Source organism: Vibrio palustris, from assembly GCF_024346995.1.
GTDB lineage: Bacteria > Pseudomonadota > Gammaproteobacteria > Enterobacterales > Vibrionaceae > Vibrio > Vibrio palustris.
In genome coordinates, this window is record NZ_AP024887.1 from 2,592,661 (window position 1) to 2,612,857 (window position 20,197).

Sequence of the window (20,197 nt, forward strand, 5' to 3'; positions counted from 1 at the left end):
AATAAATCCCTCGCTACACTGAGCTATCTTTTCTTATGGACAATCACCTCATGGATGAACGCCGTGCTTTAGTGTTAGGGCTCGCCTCCGTTTTATTATGGTCTACCGTTGCGACCGCTTTTAAAATCACGCTACAGCAACTCACGCCTTTGCAAATGGTCACAGTTGCCAGTGCTGTATCTTCTGCCGTATTACTGATTATTTGTGGGGTAACAGGCAAATTAGCCCAAGTGTCACGACAGTTTTATGCAGCACCGCTTTATTATTTGTGTATGGGGTTAATTAATCCTTTAGCTTATTACCTTATCCTTTTCAAAGCCTATGCCTTGCTGCCAGCCTCTCAAGCACAAGCTATTAATTACAGTTGGGCGATAACGCTGACGGTAATGGCGGCACTATTTTTAGGCCAACGGATTACGAAAAAGGATTGGATTGCCGCATTCATAAGTTACTTCGGCGTCGTTATTATTGCCACACAAGGTCAACTACTGCATTTACACGTCACTAGTTTGACAGGAGTCGGTTTGGCACTACTTTCGACATTACTTTGGGCGGGATATTGGATTCTTAATACCAAAAAAACGGCCGATCCTATCGTCAGCGTTCTACTTGGGTTTCTTATTGCTTTACCCATTTGTATTATCTTGTGTTTATACAGCGATACATCATGGAGTGGAGTTACGTGGACAGGTTGGGCTGCGGTATCTTATGTGGGGTTATTTGAAATGGGCATTACCTTCGTATTGTGGCTAACCGCGCTAAAAAATACAAAAAACACGGCTAAAATAAGCAATCTTATCTTTATATCACCTTTCATCTCGCTCATTTTACTCGCGACCATCATCGGTGAAACGATACACATTTCTACGTTATTTGGTCTCATAATGATAGTCGGTGGTCTTTTGGTTCAACAAACGAAACGTAAAAACAAAAAAACAACCGACACATCAATTTAAGTGATTTGTTCGCGATATAGCTTAGGACTTACGCCAGCTTTACGCTTAAATACGCGTGAAAAATACAGAGGGTCCGAATACCCGACGATCCGCCCAATGTGATTGACAGAATAATGCGTCGTCACCAATAGCTGCTTGGCGCGGCTAATGCGTTGATCATCACGCCACTGAGTCATGGTCATTTTAGTTTCATCGCGAAACAAGTGACCTAGACGAGAAGGTGACAAACATGCATGTGCTGCAACATCCTCTAGCGTAAAGTCTTGATTAAGGTTCTGCGTCATGTAGTTCATCGCTTCTATCACTCGTGGATCAAGCGGCTTCGTGACAACATCTGGTTGAACAGACTTACACCGGATCAATAACTGCTCGAGTAAATTACTGGCCAAGTCGTTACGATAAGGAAGATCAGATTTCGCTGTGTACTCAATATCGATAAATAAATCTTCGATGGCATCCGTGACGTTTTTCGGTAAATCACGTGTTGTGTAAACACCATTAATTTCTGTGTGCCATGTTAACCAATCATTCCAAAAGGCACGTGGACGAAAATAAATCCACCGGTGAAACCATGAGGCACTGTCCGCACTTCGCTGATAAAAATGCGCGGCGCTAGGAGGAAACAACAGTAGGTCACCAGCTCGCACATTAAACGCATGCTCGCCGGAAAAAATAGTACCTTCACCTTTACTGGTTAAATTGATGATATACCCTTTCATACCGCCTGGGCGGTCGATGGTAAAATCAAGTTCATCCCCTTCAATAATAGGGGTCAGTCCGGCGACGAGGTGAGCGTCAAAATTATAACCCGGCTTTAGAGGATCGGTGTTTTGCATACCCAAGACTTCGCTGATTTGTAATTCGCTAGTGTATGTCGCACGTCAATGGTTTACGAATTACCAGTTCACACTTTTTCTAAAACAATCCACTGAGTGGCGGAAAAAGCCTCTCTAAAGAAGTCTGTGACAGAAGAGTTAACTAGAAATTCACTCGGTAAGCCATGTCGACGGCGATGCCAGTGATGTGTAATCGTTGGTGATTCCGGATTGAGCTGCTCTGAATGAGATTGTTCAGAAGATTCAATATCATGACGAACATCCAACCGTGTTGGTATGCTATTTCTCGCTAAATACTCAACCACTAAAGAGCCATCCTCGAAATAATAATTCATATTCATCGAGAGTTTGTCTTCATGATTCATTTGGCACCATTGCTCAATACGTCCAGAGCGGTGACGAAAATTCCAATTTATATTACCTAACGCGATCGACTCACCGTTATTGAGTATTGATAAACTGCCTTTAAAAACAGGCTTATTACCATAGAAAACGCGAAAAATAGTGGGTTCTAAATCAGATACCGTTAAATGCCACTGCTGGTGAGTGATGAGATAGCCTGCGGCTCGACTGGTGTCATCATTTGTCATACTACAACCTCAACTCAGCAAAGCTCCCCAATCAGGCATTAGGGAGCTTTAACTTAGACTATTAGATGCCAGAGTTCATGCGATAATAAACACTGTTTGATTTCAGTTCATTTTTAAATGAACGTACATTGGTACTTTCATCGATAACCGACATTTCAATACCAAGCATATCAGCATAGTCACCCAATGAGTCAAGAGACAGAGCTTGCGTATATACCGTATGGTGCGCACCACCAGCGTGAATCCAAGAAGCCGCTGCCGTTTGTAGGTTAGGACGTGGCTCCCACAATGCGTGAGCAACAGGCAGTTTTGGTAAATCGGCAGGTGGAGTCACCGCATCAACTTTGTTGACCAGCATACGGAAACGGTTACCCAAATCAATCACGGAAACAGCTAATGCTTCACCTTGTTGGCCCGAGAATAACAAACGCGGCACTTCACTACGAATACCGATGGTATGTGTATGAATTTCTAAACGTGGTTTCTCTGCAGCGATCGATGGACATACTTCCAACATATGGGCACCAAGCACCTGATCGCGTGGGCCACCAAAGTTGTAAGTGTAATCTTCCATAAATGAGGTACCGCCAGGAAGACCTTTCGCCATCATTTTCATGATGTGTGTCATTGCGGATGTTTTCCAGTCACCCTCACCGCCATAGCCATAGCCTTTCGCCATTAGACGCTGTGTCGCAAGACCTGGCAGAGTATCAATACCCGTTAAGTTCTCGAACGTATTTGTAAATGCGCTCGCACCAACGGATTTCAAAAAGCTTTCCATCCCTGCTTCTAAACGCGCTTCACGCTGCATGATTTTCAGCAGTTCTGGGTCTTGTAACAGCTTTTGATCCATTTGGTAAGCCGATGCATATTCATCGAGCAAGCTAGAAACTTCACCAGCAGAAACTGCATTAACCGCTTCGGTTAATTCACCAAGACCGTAGGCATTCACTTCGTAACCGAACTGAATTTGCGCAGAAACTTTATTACCTTCAGTCACCGCTACATTACGCATGTTGTCGCCAAAACGTGCCACTTTCAGATCGTGACCTGCTTGTGTACCAATAGCAGCACGGCACCAGCTATCAATTTCAGAATGGACCTGAGGGCTCTCCCAATGACCTACCACAACTTTACGATCTATACCTAAACGTGTACCAATGAAACCGAACTCACGGTCACCGTGTGCACTTTGGTGCAGGTTCATGAAGTCCATGTCAATAGAATCCCACGGCAATTGCGCATTGAATTGCGTATGTAGGTGTAGGAAAGGCTTATTCAACTGTGACAGGCCAGCAATCCACATTTTCGCTGGCGAGAAGGTGTGCATCCAAAGCACTAAGCCAACACAGTTTGGATCGTTGTTTGCTGCACGGCAAACACCTTGGATTTCGTCCGAGGTTTTAACAATGCCTTTCTCAACCATAGGTACTGAGATAGTGTCAGATTTATTAAGACCAGCAACAATCGCTGCGCTATCTTGCGCCACTTGCTGCAGTACCTGAGGTCCGTAAAGGTGTTGAGAGCCTGTTACAAACCAAATTTGTTTTTCGTTAAATACTTTCATGATGTTACCTTTTGCTTATTCGTTATTAGAAGAGGACTGACCGTAATAGGCATTGGCGCCATGCTTACGTAGGTAATGCTTATCCAGTAGCGCCGGATTTAAATGGTCAATCTGCGGATTAATTTGTAGAGTTTGCAATGCCATATCTGCCACCACTTCCATGACGACAGCGTTATAGACCGCTTTATCCGCATTTTTTCCCCAACTGAATGGGCCGTGCTCTTTGACGATGATGCCTGGGATAGCCAGAGGATCGTTATCACCAATCGTTTCTGCAATCACCACACCGGTATTGAGCTCGTAATCGTTTTTAATTTCGTCATCAGACAACGCACGTGTACACGGAATATCTCCATAGAAGTAATCAGCGTGTGTCGTGCCTAATGCAGGAATCGGTTTACCTGCTTGAGCCCAAGAAGTGGCATGCTTTGAGTGGGTATGCACCACACCACCAATCTCTGGGTAAACACGGTACAGTTCTAAGTGAGTTGGCGTATCTGAAGAAGGATTCATTTCCCCTTCTACAACATTGCCTTCCAAATCAAGTACTACCATATTGTCGGCCGACAAATCGCTGTAATCGACACCACTTGGTTTAATAACGACTAGACCTGATTCACGATCAATGCCCGAGACGTTACCCCAAGTAAACGTCACTAGGTTATGACGCTGCAGATCCATATTCGCTTGCCATACTTGATGACGTAGCGCGCGAAGACGCTCACTTTGTTCTTGAGATGTACGATTAAGGGTCGCTGATTCAGTCATCGTTACGCTCCTGAGATTGATGATACTCTTCGATTTGTTCGATATGCTGACCAAGCGCTTTGTAAGTGCCGTAACGCTGAGCGCGTTGCGCTTGTACTGCTTGGTTAGGCTGGAACACTTTATAAATAGGGCTCGCCATCGCTTTTTGCGCCGCATCCGTATCGGCGTAAATACCTGCGGTAACCGCGCCAAAAATAGCCGCACCTAACGCACAACATTGTTCAGAACGAACCACAGCAATATCGCGGCCAATCACATCCGCACACATTTGCATCACGTAAGGGGATTTTTGAGAAATACCACCAATGGCCAAAACGCGATTAACATCAACCCCCTGGTCGACAAAACAATCAACAATCGCTTTTGCACCATGTGCCGTTGACTCAACCAAGCTCGCAAAAATTGCAGGGGCTTCACTGCCTAAGTTCAGCTCAGCAAGGACACCTTTGAGGCGTTGGTTGGCATAAGGGGTACGACGGCCATTATGCCAATCCATTGCTAGTGGGGAATGGTTATGCATCTGATACTGCTCGGCTGCTTCAGTGAGTAGCGGAATGAGCTTATCTTCAAATGCCTGTAGTGCATCAGCTTGTGAGGGATCTTTTTCCGCTAATTGGCGAAGTGGCCATGCCAACAGATTTTTAAACCAAGCATAGATATCACCAAACGCAGACTGACCGGCTTCAAGCGCGGTAAGGTTTGGTAAGGCACTGCCTTTCACCTGACCACAGATACCATGGATGGTACGGTCACCAACTTGCTCATGGTCCACCATTAAAATGTCACACGTAGACGTACCAATCACTTTGACTAAGTCGTGAGCTCCTGCCCCTGCACCAACGGCGCCGGTATGACAGTCAAACTCACCAATAGCAATGGCAATGCCTTCAGGTAGACCAAAGTTACTTGCCCACTCAGCAGACAAACGACCCGCTTCTTGATCAGCGGTAAAGACTTCATCAAACATGCGATCACGTAGACCAGCCAGAGTTGGAGAAATCGCCGTCAAGAATTGTTCGTCAGGTAAACCGCCCCAGCTCTCATGCCACATGGCTTTGTGTCCGGCCGCGCAGATACCACGACGGAATTTATCAGGGTGCTGATTACCAGCAATTAGTGCTGGAATCCAATCACATAATTCAACCCAGCTGTAGGCTTGCTCTGCGACTGCTGCATCTTGTTCGCTGACAAATGCTGCTTTTGCCCAAAACCACTCTGAAGAATAAATGCCACCGATGTAACGTGTGTAATCTGGAAAATCACTGCCATGGGCGAGTTCATTAATCAGATCCGCTTTTTCTACCGCGGTATGATCTTTCCATAACACGAACATTGCGTTTGGGTTTTCAGCAAATTCAGGACGCAATGCCAGAACATTGCCGTCTTTATCAATAGGAGCTGGCGTAGAACCTGTGGTATCAACACCGATACCCACAACAGATTGTGCAATAGCATCAGAGACTTGAGATAAAGCTTCTTGCACAGCCGACGTCATGGCTTCGATGTAATCTTTTGGGTGATGACGAAATTGTGAATGTTCAGGATTATTGTATTTCCCTTCCATCCAACGTGGATAATAAGTCACACCTGAAGAAATTTCTTCACCGTTTGATGCGTTAACTAAAAGGGCTCGTACTGAGTCTGAGCCAAAATCTAGACCAATGACGTGTGCCTGATCTGCAGAGATATTTTCCATGACTGCTCCATAAAGGTTCGGAATTGTTTGATGTTATACCCGCATAGGTCATATACAGCCATGAATCAAGCCGCTACAAACATGGATAAATCTGTCACGACATTCAAAGCGTGCGCTAGCTAAAAAAAACCATAAAAAATAAAAAAAGACCGAGATCACAAAAAAAATGGATTATAAAAGTCATGAAAATGCATCATTCGCCCCCAAAAAAGATGTTATTGAGATCTACCTCATATATTCACAAACTAACTGAATGGATAAATCCGCTACTTTCATTTGTTGTGATTTTAATCACTTCATGAATTCATAATCACTGTAAATAATAAAGACGTACCTACACATATATATAAATACAAATCAGCGGATGAACATTATGAAACTAAAAACTCTACTCGCGACGACCGCCCTCACGGGACTTACGTTACTCAGTGCTTCAGCTAGCGCCTTTTCTCTCTTCGGCTCCGACGATGATGACACTTTAAAGCTGGGCTACTTAGTTAAACAACCAGAGGAACCTTGGTTCCAAACAGAATGGGCTTTCGCCGAAAAAGCGAGCAAAGATCTCGATTTTAAATTGATCAAAATGGCCGTCCCTGATGGTGAAAAAACGTTAAACGCTATCGATACTCTTGCAGCGAGTGGTGCTAAAGGATTCGTTATCTGTACACCGGATCCAAAGTTAGGTCCTGCCATCATGGCGAAAGCAAAAAGTTATGGGTTAAAAGTTGTGACTGTGGATGACCAATTCTTGAATGCGAAAGGCAAACCAATGAAACAGGTGCCTTTAGTCATGATGGCAGCCAGCGAAATTGGTCAACGCCAAGGCAATGAACTCGTCAAAGAAATGAAAAAACGCGGCTGGGATCAGTCAAATACCGCGGTTATGGCAATCACAGCTGATGAGCTTGATACCGCTCGCCGCCGTGTTGATGGCTCAATTAAGGCAATCAAAGAATCAGGATTCCCTGCAGAGAATATCCACCGCGTTCCAACGAAAACTAATGATATCCCTGGCGCATTGGACGCAGCAAACTCCCTACTCGTGCAATACCCAAATGTTAAACAATGGCTGATTGTCGGAATGAACGATAACACCGTGCTTGGTGGCGTACGTGCAACTGAAGGCCAAGGATTCAATGCTCAGAACGTTATCGGTATTGGTATTAACGGTGTGGATGCGGTGAATGAACTGGCGAAGTCAAAACCAACAGGGTTCTACGGCTCGCTACTTCCTAGCCCAGATGTACATGGCTACAAAAGTATTGAATCACTCTACAAATGGGTGAAAGACGGGGTTGAACCGAAAAAATTCGTTGAGGTAACGGATGTCGTCCTTATCACTCGTGACAATTACAAAGCAGAACTGGCGAAAAAAGGCCTATAAATCTCGCCCTCATAATTATAAATGCGTTTTTGGCGGTCACTACGGTGACCGCCATGCAACCAAGGAGAGAAGGTCATGGATAACGCCCCTTCATACCTCGAATTTTGTAACATTTCTAAACACTTTCCAGGCGTAAAAGCGCTAACTGATATTAGTTTTAGAGCCAATAGCGGAAGCGTACATGCCCTTATGGGTGAAAATGGCGCAGGTAAATCAACTCTTTTAAAAACCTTAAGTGGCTTACACCAGCCGACTGAAGGACATTTCAATATTGATGGTAAAGACTATACATTTACCAATGCAAATGACGCCTTAGACCAAGGCATTGCAATCATTTATCAAGAGCTCAATCTCGTTCCTGAGCTCAGTGTGGCGGAAAATATCTTCCTAGGACAATTCCCGACTCATAATGGTCGTGTCGATTTTGACACACTCAATAAAAAAGCACGTGAACAACTAGAACGCTTAGGCGAATACTTTGATCCCTCCTACCCGCTTAAAGATTTTTCTATTGGGCAATGGCAGATGGTCGAAATTGCGAAAGCACTTAGCCGTAACGCACAAATTATTGCCTTCGACGAACCAACCAGTAGTTTGTCGCAACGTGAGATTGAAAACCTATTTAAAGTGATTCGCGAACTGCGTGATTCAGGAAAAATTATTCTTTATGTCTCGCACCGCATGGAAGAGATTTTCCACCTCTGTGATGCTTTAACTATTTTCAAAGATGGCACCCATGTAGAAACATTCCACGACCTTAGCAAACTGACCCATGACCGGTTAGTCGAGTTGATGGTTGGTCGAGAAATCGATGATATTTATAACTATCGCTCACGACCACTCGGTGAAAGTGGCTTACGTCTTGAAAACATAGAAGGTCATGGCCTTACTGCCCCAGTCTCTTTGGATATTAAACAAGGAGAGATTTTAGGATTATTTGGCTTGGTCGGTGCTGGGCGTACTGAATTGACACGTTTGATTTTCGGCGCTGAGAAATATACTAACGGCACACTCTATCACCATGGAGTACCACTCAAAGTACAAAGTCCGGAAGATGCGATTCGTGCCGGTATTACGTTATGCCCAGAAGATCGTAAGGCTGACGGGATCGTGCCTATTTTATCCGTTGCCGAAAATACGAATATTAGCGCCCGCCGCTGGAATTTACGCTTCAAAAGCCTGATTGATTTTAAGTGGGAAGGCGAAAATGCTCAAAAACAACGTAAGTCGCTCAATATTAAAACATCGTCATTAGAACAACGTATCGGTGATCTTTCCGGGGGAAACCAACAAAAAGTGATTTTAGGTCGCTGGCTATCTACTGCCATGAGCGTGATCTTACTCGATGAGCCCACTCGTGGTATCGACATCGGAGCCAAATCTGAAATTTACGAGTTAATTTTTAAGTTAGCGGAAAATGGCGTCACCGTTTTGGTGGTGTCGAGTGATTTACCTGAAGTGCTAGGCATTTCAGATCGCCTACTTGTGATGAAAGAAGGCGCGATTTCTGGTGAATTACAACGCGATGAATTTAACGAACAAACCGCACTGCGCCTTGCCATGATAGGCAAGGATCAGACCGCAGCTTAAATACAAGGATTCTAGATATGTCAGTATCAACTTCTCATTCACAAGAAAATGCTAACAAAAAACGTTCAATAAGTCTGGCGGGGATTTGGGACACGTTTGGTATGTTAATCGTGTTCGCCGTCTTATTCCTACTCTGTAGCTTATTTATTCCTTACTTTGCCACCTTTATTAATATGAAAGGCCTAGGGCTGGCTATTTCCATGAGTGGCATGGTCGCCTGTGCCATGTTGTTTTGCCTTGCTTGTGGCGAGTTAGACCTGTCGGTAGCATCCGTTATCGCCTGCTCCGGTGTCGTCACAGCAGTGGCCATTAATGCCACCAGCAGTGTCGCACTCGGTATCGGCGCAGGATTACTCTCAGGGGTCGCATTTGGTTTACTCAATGGGTTTATCATTGCTAAATTACAAATTAACGCACTAATTACCACGCTTGCTACCATGCAGATCGCCCGTGGTCTCGGCTATATTATTTCGGATGGGAAAGCGGTTGGTATTACTGAAGAGAGCTTCTTCTCTCTGGGTAACTCATCATTGTTCGGTATCCCTACTCCCGTATGGCTAACCATCGCCGCTTTCATCATTTTTGCCTTTCTACTTAACCGCACCGTTTATGGTAGAAACACCTTAGCGATTGGCGGCAATGAAGAAGCAGCACGTTTGGCTGGGGTAAGCGTTGTTAAAACGAAGATGTGGATTTTTGTTATCTCTGGTTTTATTTCCGCACTCGCTGGCGTCATTCTGGCTGCCCGTATGACCAGTGGACAACCCATGACGTCTGTTGGCTTTGAGCTCGTGGTGATTTCAGCATGTGTCTTGGGTGGTGTGTCACTGAAAGGCGGTATTGGTAAAGTCTCCTACGTCATTGCGGGTGTGCTTATTTTAGGTACTGTTGAAAACGCCATGAATCTACTTAATATGTCACCATTCGCACAATATGTTGTACGTGGTAGCATTTTACTAGCTGCGGTTATTTTTGACCGTTATAAACAGAAAAAACGTTAAATAAAATCTCCCGTCTTTTTATTTTACAGAGCCTAAATAATATTTAGGCTCTTTTTTTATATCAATTATTCTTCATTATTTATTTCTATAATTAAATTAAATATTTATTTTAATATCAAAAATAAATCAATCCTATTTTTTTGTGAACAAGATGTAAAAATACTTGCTATTAAAATGGATAATTCCGCTACTAAAAATGTTATGTGATTAATCTCGACTACCTGAAATAATTATAAATATATGCTTTCTAACGCATACTAATAATAGATATATATTTTAATTTAAATCCGTGAAATAAATCCGTTAACAAAAATAGGAACATCAATATGTTTAAAAAACTTTCTACAGCTGTAGCAATCAGTTCATTATTGATGTCTGGTTCGCTTATGGCGCAATCCCTTACTGTAGGTTTTTCGCAAATAGGGTCTGAATCAGGTTGGAGAGCGGCAGAAACGTCTGTTGCCAAAACTGAAGCAGCCAAACGAGACATCAACTTAAAAATATCCGATGCTCAACAAAAACAAGAAAACCAAATCAAAGCAGTACGCTCATTTATTGCACAAGGCGTCGATGCGATTTTTATTGCGCCTGTGGTACAAACTGGTTGGGGCCCTGTCCTAGAAGAAGCCAAAGATTATGACATTCCCGTTTTTCTTCTTGACCGTGGCATCAGTGTCAAAGATAAGTCTCTTTATATGACGGCGATTACCGCTGACAACGTCTTGGAAGGCAAAGTGGCTGGAGACTGGCTAATCAGTAAAGTGAAAGATCGTAAAAACTGTGACGTCGTCGAGCTGCAAGGGACGGTTGGCGCAAGCGTCGCTCTCGATCGTAAAAAAGGTTTCCACGAAGCGATAGAAAATACGAAAAACATCCACATTGTTCGAACTCAATCTGGCGAATTTACTCGTAGTAAAGGTAAAGAAGTCATGGAGAGTTTTATTAAAGCCGAAAATGATGGAAAGAATATTTGTGCCGTTTTTTCACATAACGACGATATGGCAATTGGTGCCATTCAAGCAATAAAAGAAGCAGGTTTACAACCTGGAAAAGATATTTTAATCGTCTCTATCGATGCGGTTCCTGATATTTTCAAAGCAATGAAAAAAGGTGAAAGTAACGCCACTGTTGAATTAACACCAAATATGGCAGGCCCTGCTTTTGATGCGCTGGTTGCTTATAAAGAAAAAGGCATTACTCCACCGAAAAAAATAGTGACAAAATCAACATTATTCTTGCCTAAAGATGCCGACAAAGAACTAAAACTCAAAGAAAACCTTGGTTATTAAGCGACTTTATTAACGTAAAGGTTACTAGGAAAGTTCTATACCCATACTCCCTTGAGTATGGGTATCACAACGGAGTGAAGAATGATGTCTACAGAAACGTCACACACTGATTTATTGCTCGATGCAAAACGCATTTGCAAATTTTTCCCCGGTGTAAAAGCCTTAGAAAATGTCGACTTTTCGCTACGTAAAGGCGAAATAATGGCACTTTTAGGTGAAAACGGTGCGGGTAAATCAACTTTAGTCAAAACACTGACTGGTGTTTATCAAAAGGACTCTGGTGACATTCGGTTGGAGGGGCAAACTGTCTCGCCACAAAGCACTGCCGATGCGCAACAACTGGGAATTGGTACCGTATATCAAGAGGTTAACCTTCTCCCCAATATGTCCATTATGGATAATTTATTCATTGGGCACGAGCCGAAAAAATTCGGCTTTGTCGATAGAAAAACGATGGCTATTAAAGCGCAAGAGATTGTGGAAAGCTATGGTTTGAACATTGATGTCAGCTTACCTCTCAATCAATTTTCCGTTGCAATACAGCAAGTCATCGCTATTGCGCGGGCGATTTCAATGTCTGCGAAGATTCTGATATTAGATGAGCCTACCGCCAGCTTAGATGGCAATGAAGTGAAAATGCTGTTTGATATCATGCGTGATCTTAAACAACAGGGTGTCAGCCTCGTGTTTATCACGCACTTTCTCGATCAAGTGTATGAAGTCAGCGACCGCATTACTGTATTACGTAACGGTCAATTGGTGGGAACTCGTGAAACAGCAGAGTTACCGCAAATTGAACTCGTGCAAATGATGCTCGGTCACGAACTTGACGGTAACGCTATGCAGCGTGCGGGCAAAACCAAATGGCAAGGTAACTCAGTTATTAAGCTATCAGACTTTGGCAAGAAAGGCACCATAGACCCCTTTGATATGGAAATTCATGCTGGGGAAATTGTCGGCTTAGCCGGACTACTCGGCTCAGGCCGAACAGAAACCGCACAAGTCATCTTTGGGATACAACCTAGTGACTCTGGCGAGTGTCAATTGCATGGCAAGCCTGTCTCTATAAAAAGTGCACGCCAAGCCTCACACCTCGGTCTTGGGTACTGTCCAGAAGATCGTAAAACTGATGGTATCATTGGCGCAGCTTCAGTCCGTGAAAACATCATATTAGCGCTACAGGCACAACGTGGTTGGTTCAAGCCTCTTTCAACCAAGGAGCAGGCAGAAATCGCGGAACGCTTTGTTAAACAGCTCGCGATTAAAACCCCCAATATCGAACAACCGATCGAATTCCTTTCAGGCGGTAACCAACAAAAAGTCTTACTTGCACGATGGCTACTGACCAAACCGAAATTCTTGATTCTCGATGAGCCTACCCGCGGTATTGATGTCGGGGCACACGCAGAAATCATTCGTTTAATAGAAAGTCTCTGTGCTGATGGCCTCGCGTTATTAGTCATTTCATCAGAGCTCGAAGAACTCACCGGGTATGCCGATCGAGTCATGGTATTAAAAGATCGCAAGCAAGTCGCTGAAATTTCTTCTGAAGAACTTTCTGTCCCAGCCATCATGCAAGCGATAGCAAATTAAGGCGATATTATGAGTGTTTTAAATCCTACGTCTGAATCCGGATCGCATAAGAAACGATCATTTCATATGCCGAAGGGGACGCCACAATTAGCGGCATTGGTGCTATTACTGATCGTCAATAGCCTTATCGCAGACAACTTTTTCTCTATCAATATTCAGGATGGGCGCTTGTTTGGTAGTACCATCGATATTTTAAATCGTGGTGCTCCCGTTGCCCTACTAACCATTGGTATGACACTAGTCATCGCAACTGGGGGAATTGATCTCTCGGTCGGTGCAGTCATGGCAATTAGTGGCGCTGTGATGGCAAGCTTAGCCTCACAAGGCTACGAACCTAGTTTTATCTTAATATGCGCAGTAGCTTCTGGCGCCGCATGTGGACTATGGAACGGGTTCTTAGTGGCTGTATTCAAAATTCAGCCCATTGTTGCCACGCTTATTTTGATGGTCGCCGGGCGAGGCATTGCTCAGCTCATCACGAAAGGACAAGTGATTACCTTTACCAACGACACTTTATCTTGGCTAGGGAGTGGCTCATTTTTATACCTTCCAACCCCAGTATGGCTTATGGTATTTGCCGCCCTCGCAATTTGGTTGCTTACCAAAAAAACGGCGCTTGGCTTATTCATAGAGTCGGTTGGTATCAATATTAAAGCCGCCAAAAATGCTGGCATTCACACCCCTGCAATAGTGATGTCTGTGTATGTCGTGAGTGGCATCATGGCTTCAATTGCAGGCATCGTTGTCGCCGCCGATATTCAAGGCGCCGATGCGAATAACGCGGGTTTGTGGCTAGAAATGGATGCCATCTTAGCGGTGGTCATTGGCGGCACATCACTCATGGGGGGCCGTTTTAACTTATTCACCGCTCTCATTGGCGCTTATATCATCCAAAGTATTAATACGGGCATTCTATTATCTGGTTATCAACCACAATGGAATCAAATCGTGAAAGCCATCGTGGTACTCATTGTGCTGGTGTTGCAATCTCCGGCTGTGATTCGCGCTATTAAAGGGAGAATGAAGAATGATTAAACGTCATTTCCCACTGTTTATTACCATCAGTGTTTTCCTGATTGGCTACTTTCTTTGTATGTTGGAATTCCCCGCATTCATGACCACTCGGGTTATCTGTAACATCCTGACCGATAATGCCTTCCTCGGCATTCTTGCCGTCGGCATGACCTTTGTTATCTTATCGGGTGGCATTGATTTATCCGTAGGGTCTGTGATTGCTTTTACCGGCGTGCTCATGGCGACCTTGATTAGCCATGGTATTCATCCATATACGGCGATGTTGATCACCTTGCTTGCTGGCGCCTTATTTGGGGCGTTCATGGGATGGATCATCGATACACTCAAGATTCCCTCCTTCATCGTCACATTGGCGGGGATGTTCTTTTTACGTGGGACAAGCTTTCTGATTTCGGAGCAGTCCATTCCCATTGAGCATCCGACATTCCACGCGTTATCGCGCGCCTCATGGCATATCTGGGGCGGGGGTCGCCTAAGTTTAATCGCCATTATTATGTTAGTTGTCGTTGCCATCGGCATGCTATTAGCCCACCGTACACGCTTTGGTAATAACGTTTATGCCGTGGGAGGCAACCCTACTTCAGCGTCACTTATGGGTATTTCAGTAAGAATGACGACGATTGGTATTTATACCTTATCAACGCTTTTAGCTTCACTGGCTGGGATTGTATTTTCTATTTATACCTCAGCAGGTTATCCACTGGCCGCAGTCGGAGTTGAGCTCGATGCCATTGCTGCTGTGGTGATTGGCGGGACGTTATTATCTGGTGGGGTTGGTACCGTATTTGGCTCTCTTTTTGGGGTACTCATCCAGGGGTTGATCCAAACCTATATCACCTTTGACGGTACATTAAGCTCATGGTGGACCAAAATCATTGTGGGGATTTTATTATTTACCTTCATTGGTATGCAGCGTTTACTGATTGTGATCAGTGAAAGACGGAAAGTAGTACAGACTGCTCGTTCGGATAACAAGGTTCCTGCGCCGAGCTAGTCAGTGCTCGAATCCTATTTGCCTTTTCAATTTTCCCCTCTGGTATTTGAGTCCGCTTTCCAGAGGGGCTTTTTATTTCTGCTCCGGCAAAGCAGGTTTATTTTGTACTTGTTCAATGGATTCTGGACGTCGCCAAATAACGCACAACGCAATTAACATCCCACCAGACGCACTCAATACAATCCACAATGGCGTATTATGAATCATCAAAATACCAAAACATACAGATATCGACAGCGTAGAAAGCCATTTGTTACGACGTGAAATAATCTTGCCATTTTGCCAGTTGAAAATCATGTCACGAAAGAATGGTTTCGACATCAAGAATCGATAAATGGTCGGCGAACCTTTCGCCGATGCCCAAGCACTTAAAATCACAAACTCAGTCGCCGGCAAACCTGGCAGTAATACTCCTGCGAAGGCAAGTAATAAACTCACCACCGCAATGATCTTATACATCCATAACCGCATGGCTATCACCTACCCGAGAAATTCACTCAGAGTATAGATGAAGCGGTTGCCCTTAGGAACCACTTGTATTCTCGAATCCATCAGTAAGGTGGTGTGGTCAGTTTATTTCCGTGCTTGAATCACATCGATACACCGCTCAACAACGTCTTCAAATGACCCATCAATACTAACTTCTACGACATCTTGTTCACTCGATTCTGGCATCTCTAAGGTATCAAACTGACTTTTCAGTAGCTCGACAGGCATAAAGTGATCAGCACGCTCGAGCATACGCTGTTTGACTAATTCAAAGTCACCATGCAGATGAATAAACGTGACTTTTTGGTTACCTTGGCGAATTTGTTCGCGGTAACGACGCTTCAATGCAGAACATACGATAACGCCTTCTTCGGATTTCATTTCAATACTAAAGGCCGCATCATTAATCCGTTCTAACCAAGGTGAGCGATCATCATCATTTAATGGCTGCCCCGATTTCATTTTGAGAATATTGGCTTTGGGATGTAGGTCATCTCCATCAATAAATTTTGCGTCCAAACGCTTTGCGACTTCAGCACCAATCGATGATTTCCCACAGCTAGATACACCCATAAATAGATAGCTGTTACCTTTTTTTTCTTTAGTCACTTTATTGACCTCACTCTCATTTCCGGAACTTGTTGATTTCCACTCTATCACGTTACCCGTAACATGTTACGCATAACTAAAAGAAATGTGAACGCATTAACAAACCCTCAAAAGGTACCCCTATGTCCGACTTATCACTTATTTACACCGCAATAGGCTCAATCGCTTTATTGCTATTTCTCGTCATGAAGGTAAGGCTGCATGCTGTTGTCGCGCTTATCTTAGTCTCCTTTATTGCAGGCCTAGCCTCAGGGATGGATCCCGCAGACATTGCCGCGACGATTGAAAAAGGCATGGGCGGAACCCTTGGCTTTGTTGCGGTCGTGGTCGCGCTTGGTGCAATGTTCGGCCGTGTTATGGAAGAAACCGGCGCGCTCGACCAAGTTGCTTACACTCTGCTCAACCGCTTTGGTACCAACAAAGCGCATTGGGCGATGACCTTTACCGGCTTCATTTGTGCTTTGCCATTATTCTTTGATGTTGCGGTGGTTCTGTTGATTGGTATTGCCTTCGCCGTTGTTAGACGAGGTGGCGGTAGTGTAATCAAAATTGGTATCTCGTTACTGGCAGGTATTGCCACTTGTCAGGCATTCTTGATCCCAGCTCCCGGCCCAATTTTGGTTGCCTCACAGCTCGATGCGAACTTTGGTTATATGATTGGTATTGGTTTATTAGCGTCGATTCCCGCCATGATCCTCGGGGGCCCAGTATTTAGTAGTCTCATTGCGAAAAAGGTGCACGTAGACCTGCCAGAGCATGCCCAGACAACGGAACAAGAACGTGTCGGTGGTGTTGCTCCTTCCTTCGGTCTTGCCATTAGTATGATTGCTTTCCCGCTATTACTCATCGGGTTAAAAACCATTGTGGCTCGCTTCATTGACCCAGATTCAACACTGAATGGCTGGTTGCAGTTAATTGGTCACCCGTTTACCGCTATTTTATTAGCCTGCCTACTCGCTTTTTATTTGCTGGGTATTCGCCGCGGCGTACCAAAAGAACGTATCATGGAAATCTGTGGTAGTGCACTACAGCCAGCCGGTGTCATTATTCTTGTGACTGGGGCTGGTGGCGTATTTAAACAGGTACTTATTGACTCTGGTGTGGGTGGTGCGCTGGGCAATATGCTGACAGAAACTGGCTTACCCATTGTAGTGCTTGCCTTTATTTTGGCGGCTGCTGTACGTGTTATTCAAGGTTCAGCGACAGTGGCGATGTTAACTGCATGCGGTCTGATTACTCCGATGCTCGAGCCGTTAAACTTAGGTGGGGCACAACTCGCTGCCGTCACTATTGCGATTGGAGGGGGGGCCATTGTCCTTTCCCATGTGAATGATTCAGGCTTTTGGTTAGCCAACCGTTTCTTAGGCCTATCTGAAAAGCAGACACTCCAAACCTGGACAGTGATGGAAACCATTATTGGTACAACAGGGGCTATCGTCGCCATCCTCGTCTCTTTGTTTTTGCCCTAATAGGCGAGCAATAAACACACATTAAGGCCCAGCATTATGCTGGGCCTTAATGTGGATACAATGAGTGCACGATACGATATTAATTAGACAGTAAGCTTTCACCGACATCAATATGATAACTAAGGTCAATTGCTTGATGTTCACAAGGCGAACCATGTAAGCGCCCAATTAACTCCTTCGCGGCCAATTGTCCCACTTGTTCTCTTGGCGTTATCACACTCGCCAACTTGGGAGTCATTGAACGGCCGACATCGTGTCCATGAAACCCGGCTACGCCCATGTCATGAGGAACATGAATCCCCTGCCTTTGACACTCAAAAACCACGCCTGCCGCTAGGTCATCATTGGTACAAAACACACTGTCTACCTTGGGATAATCTGCCAAACTTTTATGTAACAGCTCGGCTCCCAAAGAAAATGATGATGCTCTATCGGTCGTAATGGAAGCTGGCGTCAATCCTGCGGCGCGCATCGCCATCTCATAACCTTGCATCTTTTGCCGTGTTCGCTCATCCATTCGTGCGCCTAAATAGACAATATGTCGATGCCCTTTAGCTATCATCACTTCCGTCATCTGCTGCGCGGCCTGACGGTTATCCCAGCCAATACACTGTTGCATGCATAGCGAAGCCGAGTCCATCATTTCCAGCACTGGAATGCCGGCCGTTTCAATCATGCGTATCGTTCTGGCCGTATGGTGGCTTTCTGATAACAGCAAGCCATCAATATTATACGACAGTAACGAGGCAATTCGCGCCTCTTCCACCTCTGGCTGATAACCATAGTGCGCAAACATGGTTTGATAGCCCAGTTGCTCAGTTACTTTTTCAATACCACGAATGACTTCAGAAAAAACTTGGTTGGTTAGCGATGGCACCAAGACACCAATCGCATTACTTTTTGACTGCGCTAAAATCTCAGGGGCTCGATTCGGAATATACCCCAGCACCTCAACCGCATGTGCAATTTTAGCGCGAGTGGCCTCAGAGACGAGCTGCTCATTTTTTAAGTAGCGACTCACCGTCATTTTGGTTACGCCGACTTGATCGGCTACATCTTGTAAAGAAGGACGACGCTTTTTACTCATAGCAACCTAAACCCGTTGACCTGCCACATAACCACTTGACCATGCCCACTGGAAATTATATCCCCCTAGCCAACCGGTCACATCCATCACTTCACCAATGAAATACAAGCCTTTCACCGTCTTACATTCCATGGTTTTAGACGACAGTACATTGGTATCCACACCGCCGAGGGTAACCTCAGCAGTTCGATAACCTTCGGTACCATTGGGTAAAACTTTCCACGCTTGTAACTGCCCACTCACTTGCGCGAGCTGTCGCCCTTGGAACTGTTTAAGAGGCTTGTCAGTAATCAGTTTACGCTCAATCAGAACCTCCACCAGCCGCTTCGGCAGTACTTTGGCAAGCGTCGTTTTCAACGTCTGATTCGGGTGCTTTTCTAAAGCAGACGTTAATAGCGCATCGATATCCACATCCGGGACGAGATTGACACTGACGGCTTGTCCGGGTTTCCAAAACGACGAAATCTGTAATACGGCCGGGCCTGAGAGGCCGCGGTGGGTAAATAACAGCGATTCTTTAAAGATGGTGCCATCTTCGGCTTCTATTTCTGACGGTACACCGACTCCCGACAATTCAGCAAACGCGTCTTTGTCTTCTTTGTGCAACGTAAATGGAACTAAACCCGCACTTGTTGCAACGATCGGTAAATCAAACTGTTCCGCGACTTTATAACCAAATGGCGTCGCACCCAGTTTAGGCATCGATAAGCCACCGGTTGCGATCACTAAAGATTCACATTCAATTTCACCGTGTGTGGTCGCCAAAGAAAAACCATTCTCAACATCGTTTATCTGAGTCACACCCACTTGATATTGCTGTTCAATTGTTGGCTGATCCACTTCAGCTAATAACATTTTTACAATGTCTTTGGCACTGTCTTGGCAAAACAATTGCCCATGATCACGCTCTTCATAATCAATACCGTATTGGCTCACTAAGCCAATAAAATCCCACTGGGTATATTGAGATAATGCCGATTTCACAAAGTGCGGGTTACCACATAAGAAATGACCTGCGGTTATGTCGTAGTTGGTAAAGTTACAACGCCCCCCACCAGAAATTAAAATTTTTCGTCCTGGCTTTTTCGCATGGTCTAACACAAGAACTCGTCGACCTCGTCTTCCCGCCTCGGCCGCACACATCAACCCAGCCGCTCCGGCTCCTATTACGACAACATCGACTTTCTTACTCATGCTTCACTATACCCATTAAAGAAATAAAAAAGGATGTGCTGGGCACATCC

18 protein-coding genes are annotated in these 20,197 nt (G+C 44.7%); 9 read left to right on the top strand and 9 right to left on the bottom strand.

Annotated elements, in window-relative coordinates; all coding sequences use genetic code 11:
* Positions 1-50: 50 nt before the first annotated feature.
* Positions 51-956 (top strand): DMT family transporter, encoded by a 906-nt coding sequence (locus OCU30_RS12095; protein ID WP_077315446.1) that lies wholly within the window; start codon positions 51-53, stop codon positions 954-956.
* Here OCU30_RS12095 and araC read toward each other — a convergent pair.
* From araC to OCU30_RS12120, 5 genes are all read right to left on the bottom strand, one after another.
* Positions 953-1,792: an arabinose operon transcriptional regulator AraC gene (gene araC / locus OCU30_RS12100; RefSeq protein WP_077315445.1), complete on the bottom strand. Its 840-nt coding sequence runs from the start codon at positions 1,790-1,792 to the stop codon at positions 953-955. The genes OCU30_RS12095 and araC overlap by 4 nt on opposite strands.
* A 68-nt stretch (positions 1,793-1,860) precedes the next feature.
* Positions 1,861-2,382, bottom strand: a complete 522-nt coding sequence (locus tag OCU30_RS12105) for a hypothetical protein (protein WP_077315444.1) — start codon at positions 2,380-2,382, stop codon at positions 1,861-1,863.
* Between the two features lie 61 nt (positions 2,383-2,443).
* Complete coding sequence (gene araA, locus OCU30_RS12110; protein WP_077315443.1) at positions 2,444-3,949, bottom strand: L-arabinose isomerase; 1,506 nt, start codon at positions 3,947-3,949, stop codon at positions 2,444-2,446.
* 15 nt (positions 3,950-3,964) lie between these two features.
* A complete protein-coding gene (locus OCU30_RS12115) occupies positions 3,965-4,717 on the bottom strand; it encodes an L-ribulose-5-phosphate 4-epimerase (protein ID WP_077315442.1) in 753 nt (250 codons plus the stop codon).
* On the bottom strand, positions 4,710-6,413 hold the full coding sequence (locus tag OCU30_RS12120; RefSeq protein WP_077315441.1) for a ribulokinase: 1,704 nt from the start codon (positions 6,411-6,413) through the stop codon (positions 4,710-4,712). The genes OCU30_RS12115 and OCU30_RS12120 overlap by 8 nt, the downstream gene beginning before the upstream one ends.
* 373 nt (positions 6,414-6,786) lie before the next feature.
* Here OCU30_RS12120 and OCU30_RS12125 point away from each other — a divergent pair, with 373 nt between their 5' ends.
* The 7 genes from OCU30_RS12125 to yjfF all read left to right on the top strand — a co-directional run bounded on the left by OCU30_RS12125 (position 6,787) and on the right by yjfF (position 15,299).
* Positions 6,787-7,797, top strand: a complete 1,011-nt coding sequence (locus OCU30_RS12125) for an arabinose ABC transporter substrate-binding protein (protein WP_077315440.1) — start codon at positions 6,787-6,789, stop codon at positions 7,795-7,797.
* A gap of 75 nt (positions 7,798-7,872) precedes the next feature.
* Positions 7,873-9,387 carry an L-arabinose ABC transporter ATP-binding protein AraG gene (araG, locus tag OCU30_RS12130; RefSeq protein ID WP_077315439.1) on the top strand — a complete coding sequence of 505 codons (1,515 nt, stop codon included), beginning with the start codon at positions 7,873-7,875 and terminating at the stop codon, positions 9,385-9,387.
* A 17-nt stretch (positions 9,388-9,404) separates the two neighbouring features.
* On the top strand, positions 9,405-10,388 hold the full coding sequence (araH, locus tag OCU30_RS12135; protein ID WP_077315438.1) for an L-arabinose ABC transporter permease AraH: 984 nt from the start codon (positions 9,405-9,407) through the stop codon (positions 10,386-10,388).
* Between the two features lie 326 nt (positions 10,389-10,714).
* The gene (gene ytfQ, locus OCU30_RS12140; RefSeq protein WP_077315437.1) at positions 10,715-11,677 is read left to right on the top strand and encodes a galactofuranose ABC transporter, galactofuranose-binding protein YtfQ; all 963 of its coding nucleotides are present in this window, start codon (positions 10,715-10,717) and stop codon (positions 11,675-11,677) included.
* An 81-nt stretch (positions 11,678-11,758) separates the two neighbouring features.
* Positions 11,759-13,270, top strand: a complete 1,512-nt coding sequence (gene ytfR, locus OCU30_RS12145; protein ID WP_235861886.1) for a galactofuranose ABC transporter, ATP-binding protein YtfR — start codon at positions 11,759-11,761, stop codon at positions 13,268-13,270.
* A 9-nt stretch (positions 13,271-13,279) separates the two neighbouring features.
* Positions 13,280-14,305 carry a galactofuranose ABC transporter, ATP-binding protein YtfT gene (ytfT, locus tag OCU30_RS12150; protein ID WP_077315436.1) on the top strand — a complete coding sequence of 342 codons (1,026 nt, stop codon included), beginning with the start codon at positions 13,280-13,282 and terminating at the stop codon, positions 14,303-14,305.
* Positions 14,298-15,299, top strand: coding sequence for a galactofuranose ABC transporter, permease protein YjfF (gene yjfF / locus OCU30_RS12155; RefSeq protein WP_077315435.1), 1,002 nt, complete (start codon positions 14,298-14,300; stop codon positions 15,297-15,299). The genes ytfT and yjfF overlap by 8 nt, the downstream gene beginning before the upstream one ends.
* A 72-nt stretch (positions 15,300-15,371) precedes the next feature.
* Here yjfF and OCU30_RS12160 read toward each other — a convergent pair whose 3' ends face one another.
* Both OCU30_RS12160 and OCU30_RS12165 read right to left on the bottom strand, forming a co-directional pair.
* Complete coding sequence (locus OCU30_RS12160) at positions 15,372-15,770, bottom strand: YbaN family protein (RefSeq protein ID WP_077315434.1); 399 nt, start codon at positions 15,768-15,770, stop codon at positions 15,372-15,374.
* Positions 15,771-15,872: 102 nt separating this feature from the next.
* Entirely contained in the window at positions 15,873-16,361 is a 489-nt protein-coding gene (locus OCU30_RS12165; RefSeq protein ID WP_077315525.1) for a gluconokinase, read from the bottom strand.
* Between the two features lie 158 nt (positions 16,362-16,519).
* On the opposite strand from OCU30_RS12165, the gene gntU reads away from it, so the two are divergent.
* Positions 16,520-17,866, top strand: coding sequence for a gluconate transporter (gene gntU, locus OCU30_RS12170; protein WP_077315433.1), 1,347 nt, complete (start codon positions 16,520-16,522; stop codon positions 17,864-17,866).
* Between the two features lie 79 nt (positions 17,867-17,945).
* On the opposite strand, the gene gntR is transcribed toward gntU, so the two are convergent.
* Positions 17,946-18,953 (bottom strand): gluconate operon transcriptional repressor GntR, encoded by a 1,008-nt coding sequence (gene gntR, locus OCU30_RS12175; protein ID WP_077315432.1) that lies wholly within the window; start codon positions 18,951-18,953, stop codon positions 17,946-17,948.
* 6 nt (positions 18,954-18,959) lie between these two features.
* Positions 18,960-20,147: a BaiN/RdsA family NAD(P)/FAD-dependent oxidoreductase gene (locus tag OCU30_RS12180; protein ID WP_077315431.1), complete on the bottom strand. Its 1,188-nt coding sequence runs from the start codon at positions 20,145-20,147 to the stop codon at positions 18,960-18,962.
* Positions 20,148-20,197 lie beyond the last annotated feature (50 nt).

Coding starts and splice junctions, on each gene's coding strand:
- araA (WP_077315443.1), bottom strand. CDS start 3,949: ATGAAAGTATTTAACGAAAAACAAATTTGGTTTGTAACAGGCTCTCAA.
- OCU30_RS12125 (WP_077315440.1), top strand. CDS start 6,787: ATGAAACTAAAAACTCTACTCGCGACGACCGCCCTCACGGGACTTACG.
- gntU (WP_077315433.1), top strand. CDS start 16,520: ATGTCCGACTTATCACTTATTTACACCGCAATAGGCTCAATCGCTTTA.
- OCU30_RS12180 (WP_077315431.1), bottom strand. CDS start 20,147: ATGAGTAAGAAAGTCGATGTTGTCGTAATAGGAGCCGGAGCGGCTGGG.
- ytfR (WP_235861886.1), top strand. CDS start 11,759: ATGATGTCTACAGAAACGTCACACACTGATTTATTGCTCGATGCAAAA.
- araC (WP_077315445.1), bottom strand. CDS start 1,792: ATGCAAAACACCGATCCTCTAAAGCCGGGTTATAATTTTGACGCTCAC.
- OCU30_RS12165 (WP_077315525.1), bottom strand. CDS start 16,361: ATGGGTGTATCTAGCTGTGGGAAATCATCGATTGGTGCTGAAGTCGCA.
- araG (WP_077315439.1), top strand. CDS start 7,873: ATGGATAACGCCCCTTCATACCTCGAATTTTGTAACATTTCTAAACAC.
- yjfF (WP_077315435.1), top strand. CDS start 14,298: ATGATTAAACGTCATTTCCCACTGTTTATTACCATCAGTGTTTTCCTG.
- ytfQ (WP_077315437.1), top strand. CDS start 10,715: ATGTTTAAAAAACTTTCTACAGCTGTAGCAATCAGTTCATTATTGATG.
- OCU30_RS12160 (WP_077315434.1), bottom strand. CDS start 15,770: ATGCGGTTATGGATGTATAAGATCATTGCGGTGGTGAGTTTATTACTT.
- ytfT (WP_077315436.1), top strand. CDS start 13,280: ATGAGTGTTTTAAATCCTACGTCTGAATCCGGATCGCATAAGAAACGA.
- araH (WP_077315438.1), top strand. CDS start 9,405: ATGTCAGTATCAACTTCTCATTCACAAGAAAATGCTAACAAAAAACGT.
- gntR (WP_077315432.1), bottom strand. CDS start 18,953: ATGAGTAAAAAGCGTCGTCCTTCTTTACAAGATGTAGCCGATCAAGTC.
- OCU30_RS12105 (WP_077315444.1), bottom strand. CDS start 2,382: ATGACAAATGATGACACCAGTCGAGCCGCAGGCTATCTCATCACTCAC.
- OCU30_RS12120 (WP_077315441.1), bottom strand. CDS start 6,413: ATGGAAAATATCTCTGCAGATCAGGCACACGTCATTGGTCTAGATTTT.
- OCU30_RS12095 (WP_077315446.1), top strand. CDS start 51: ATGGATGAACGCCGTGCTTTAGTGTTAGGGCTCGCCTCCGTTTTATTA.
- OCU30_RS12115 (WP_077315442.1), bottom strand. CDS start 4,717: ATGACTGAATCAGCGACCCTTAATCGTACATCTCAAGAACAAAGTGAG.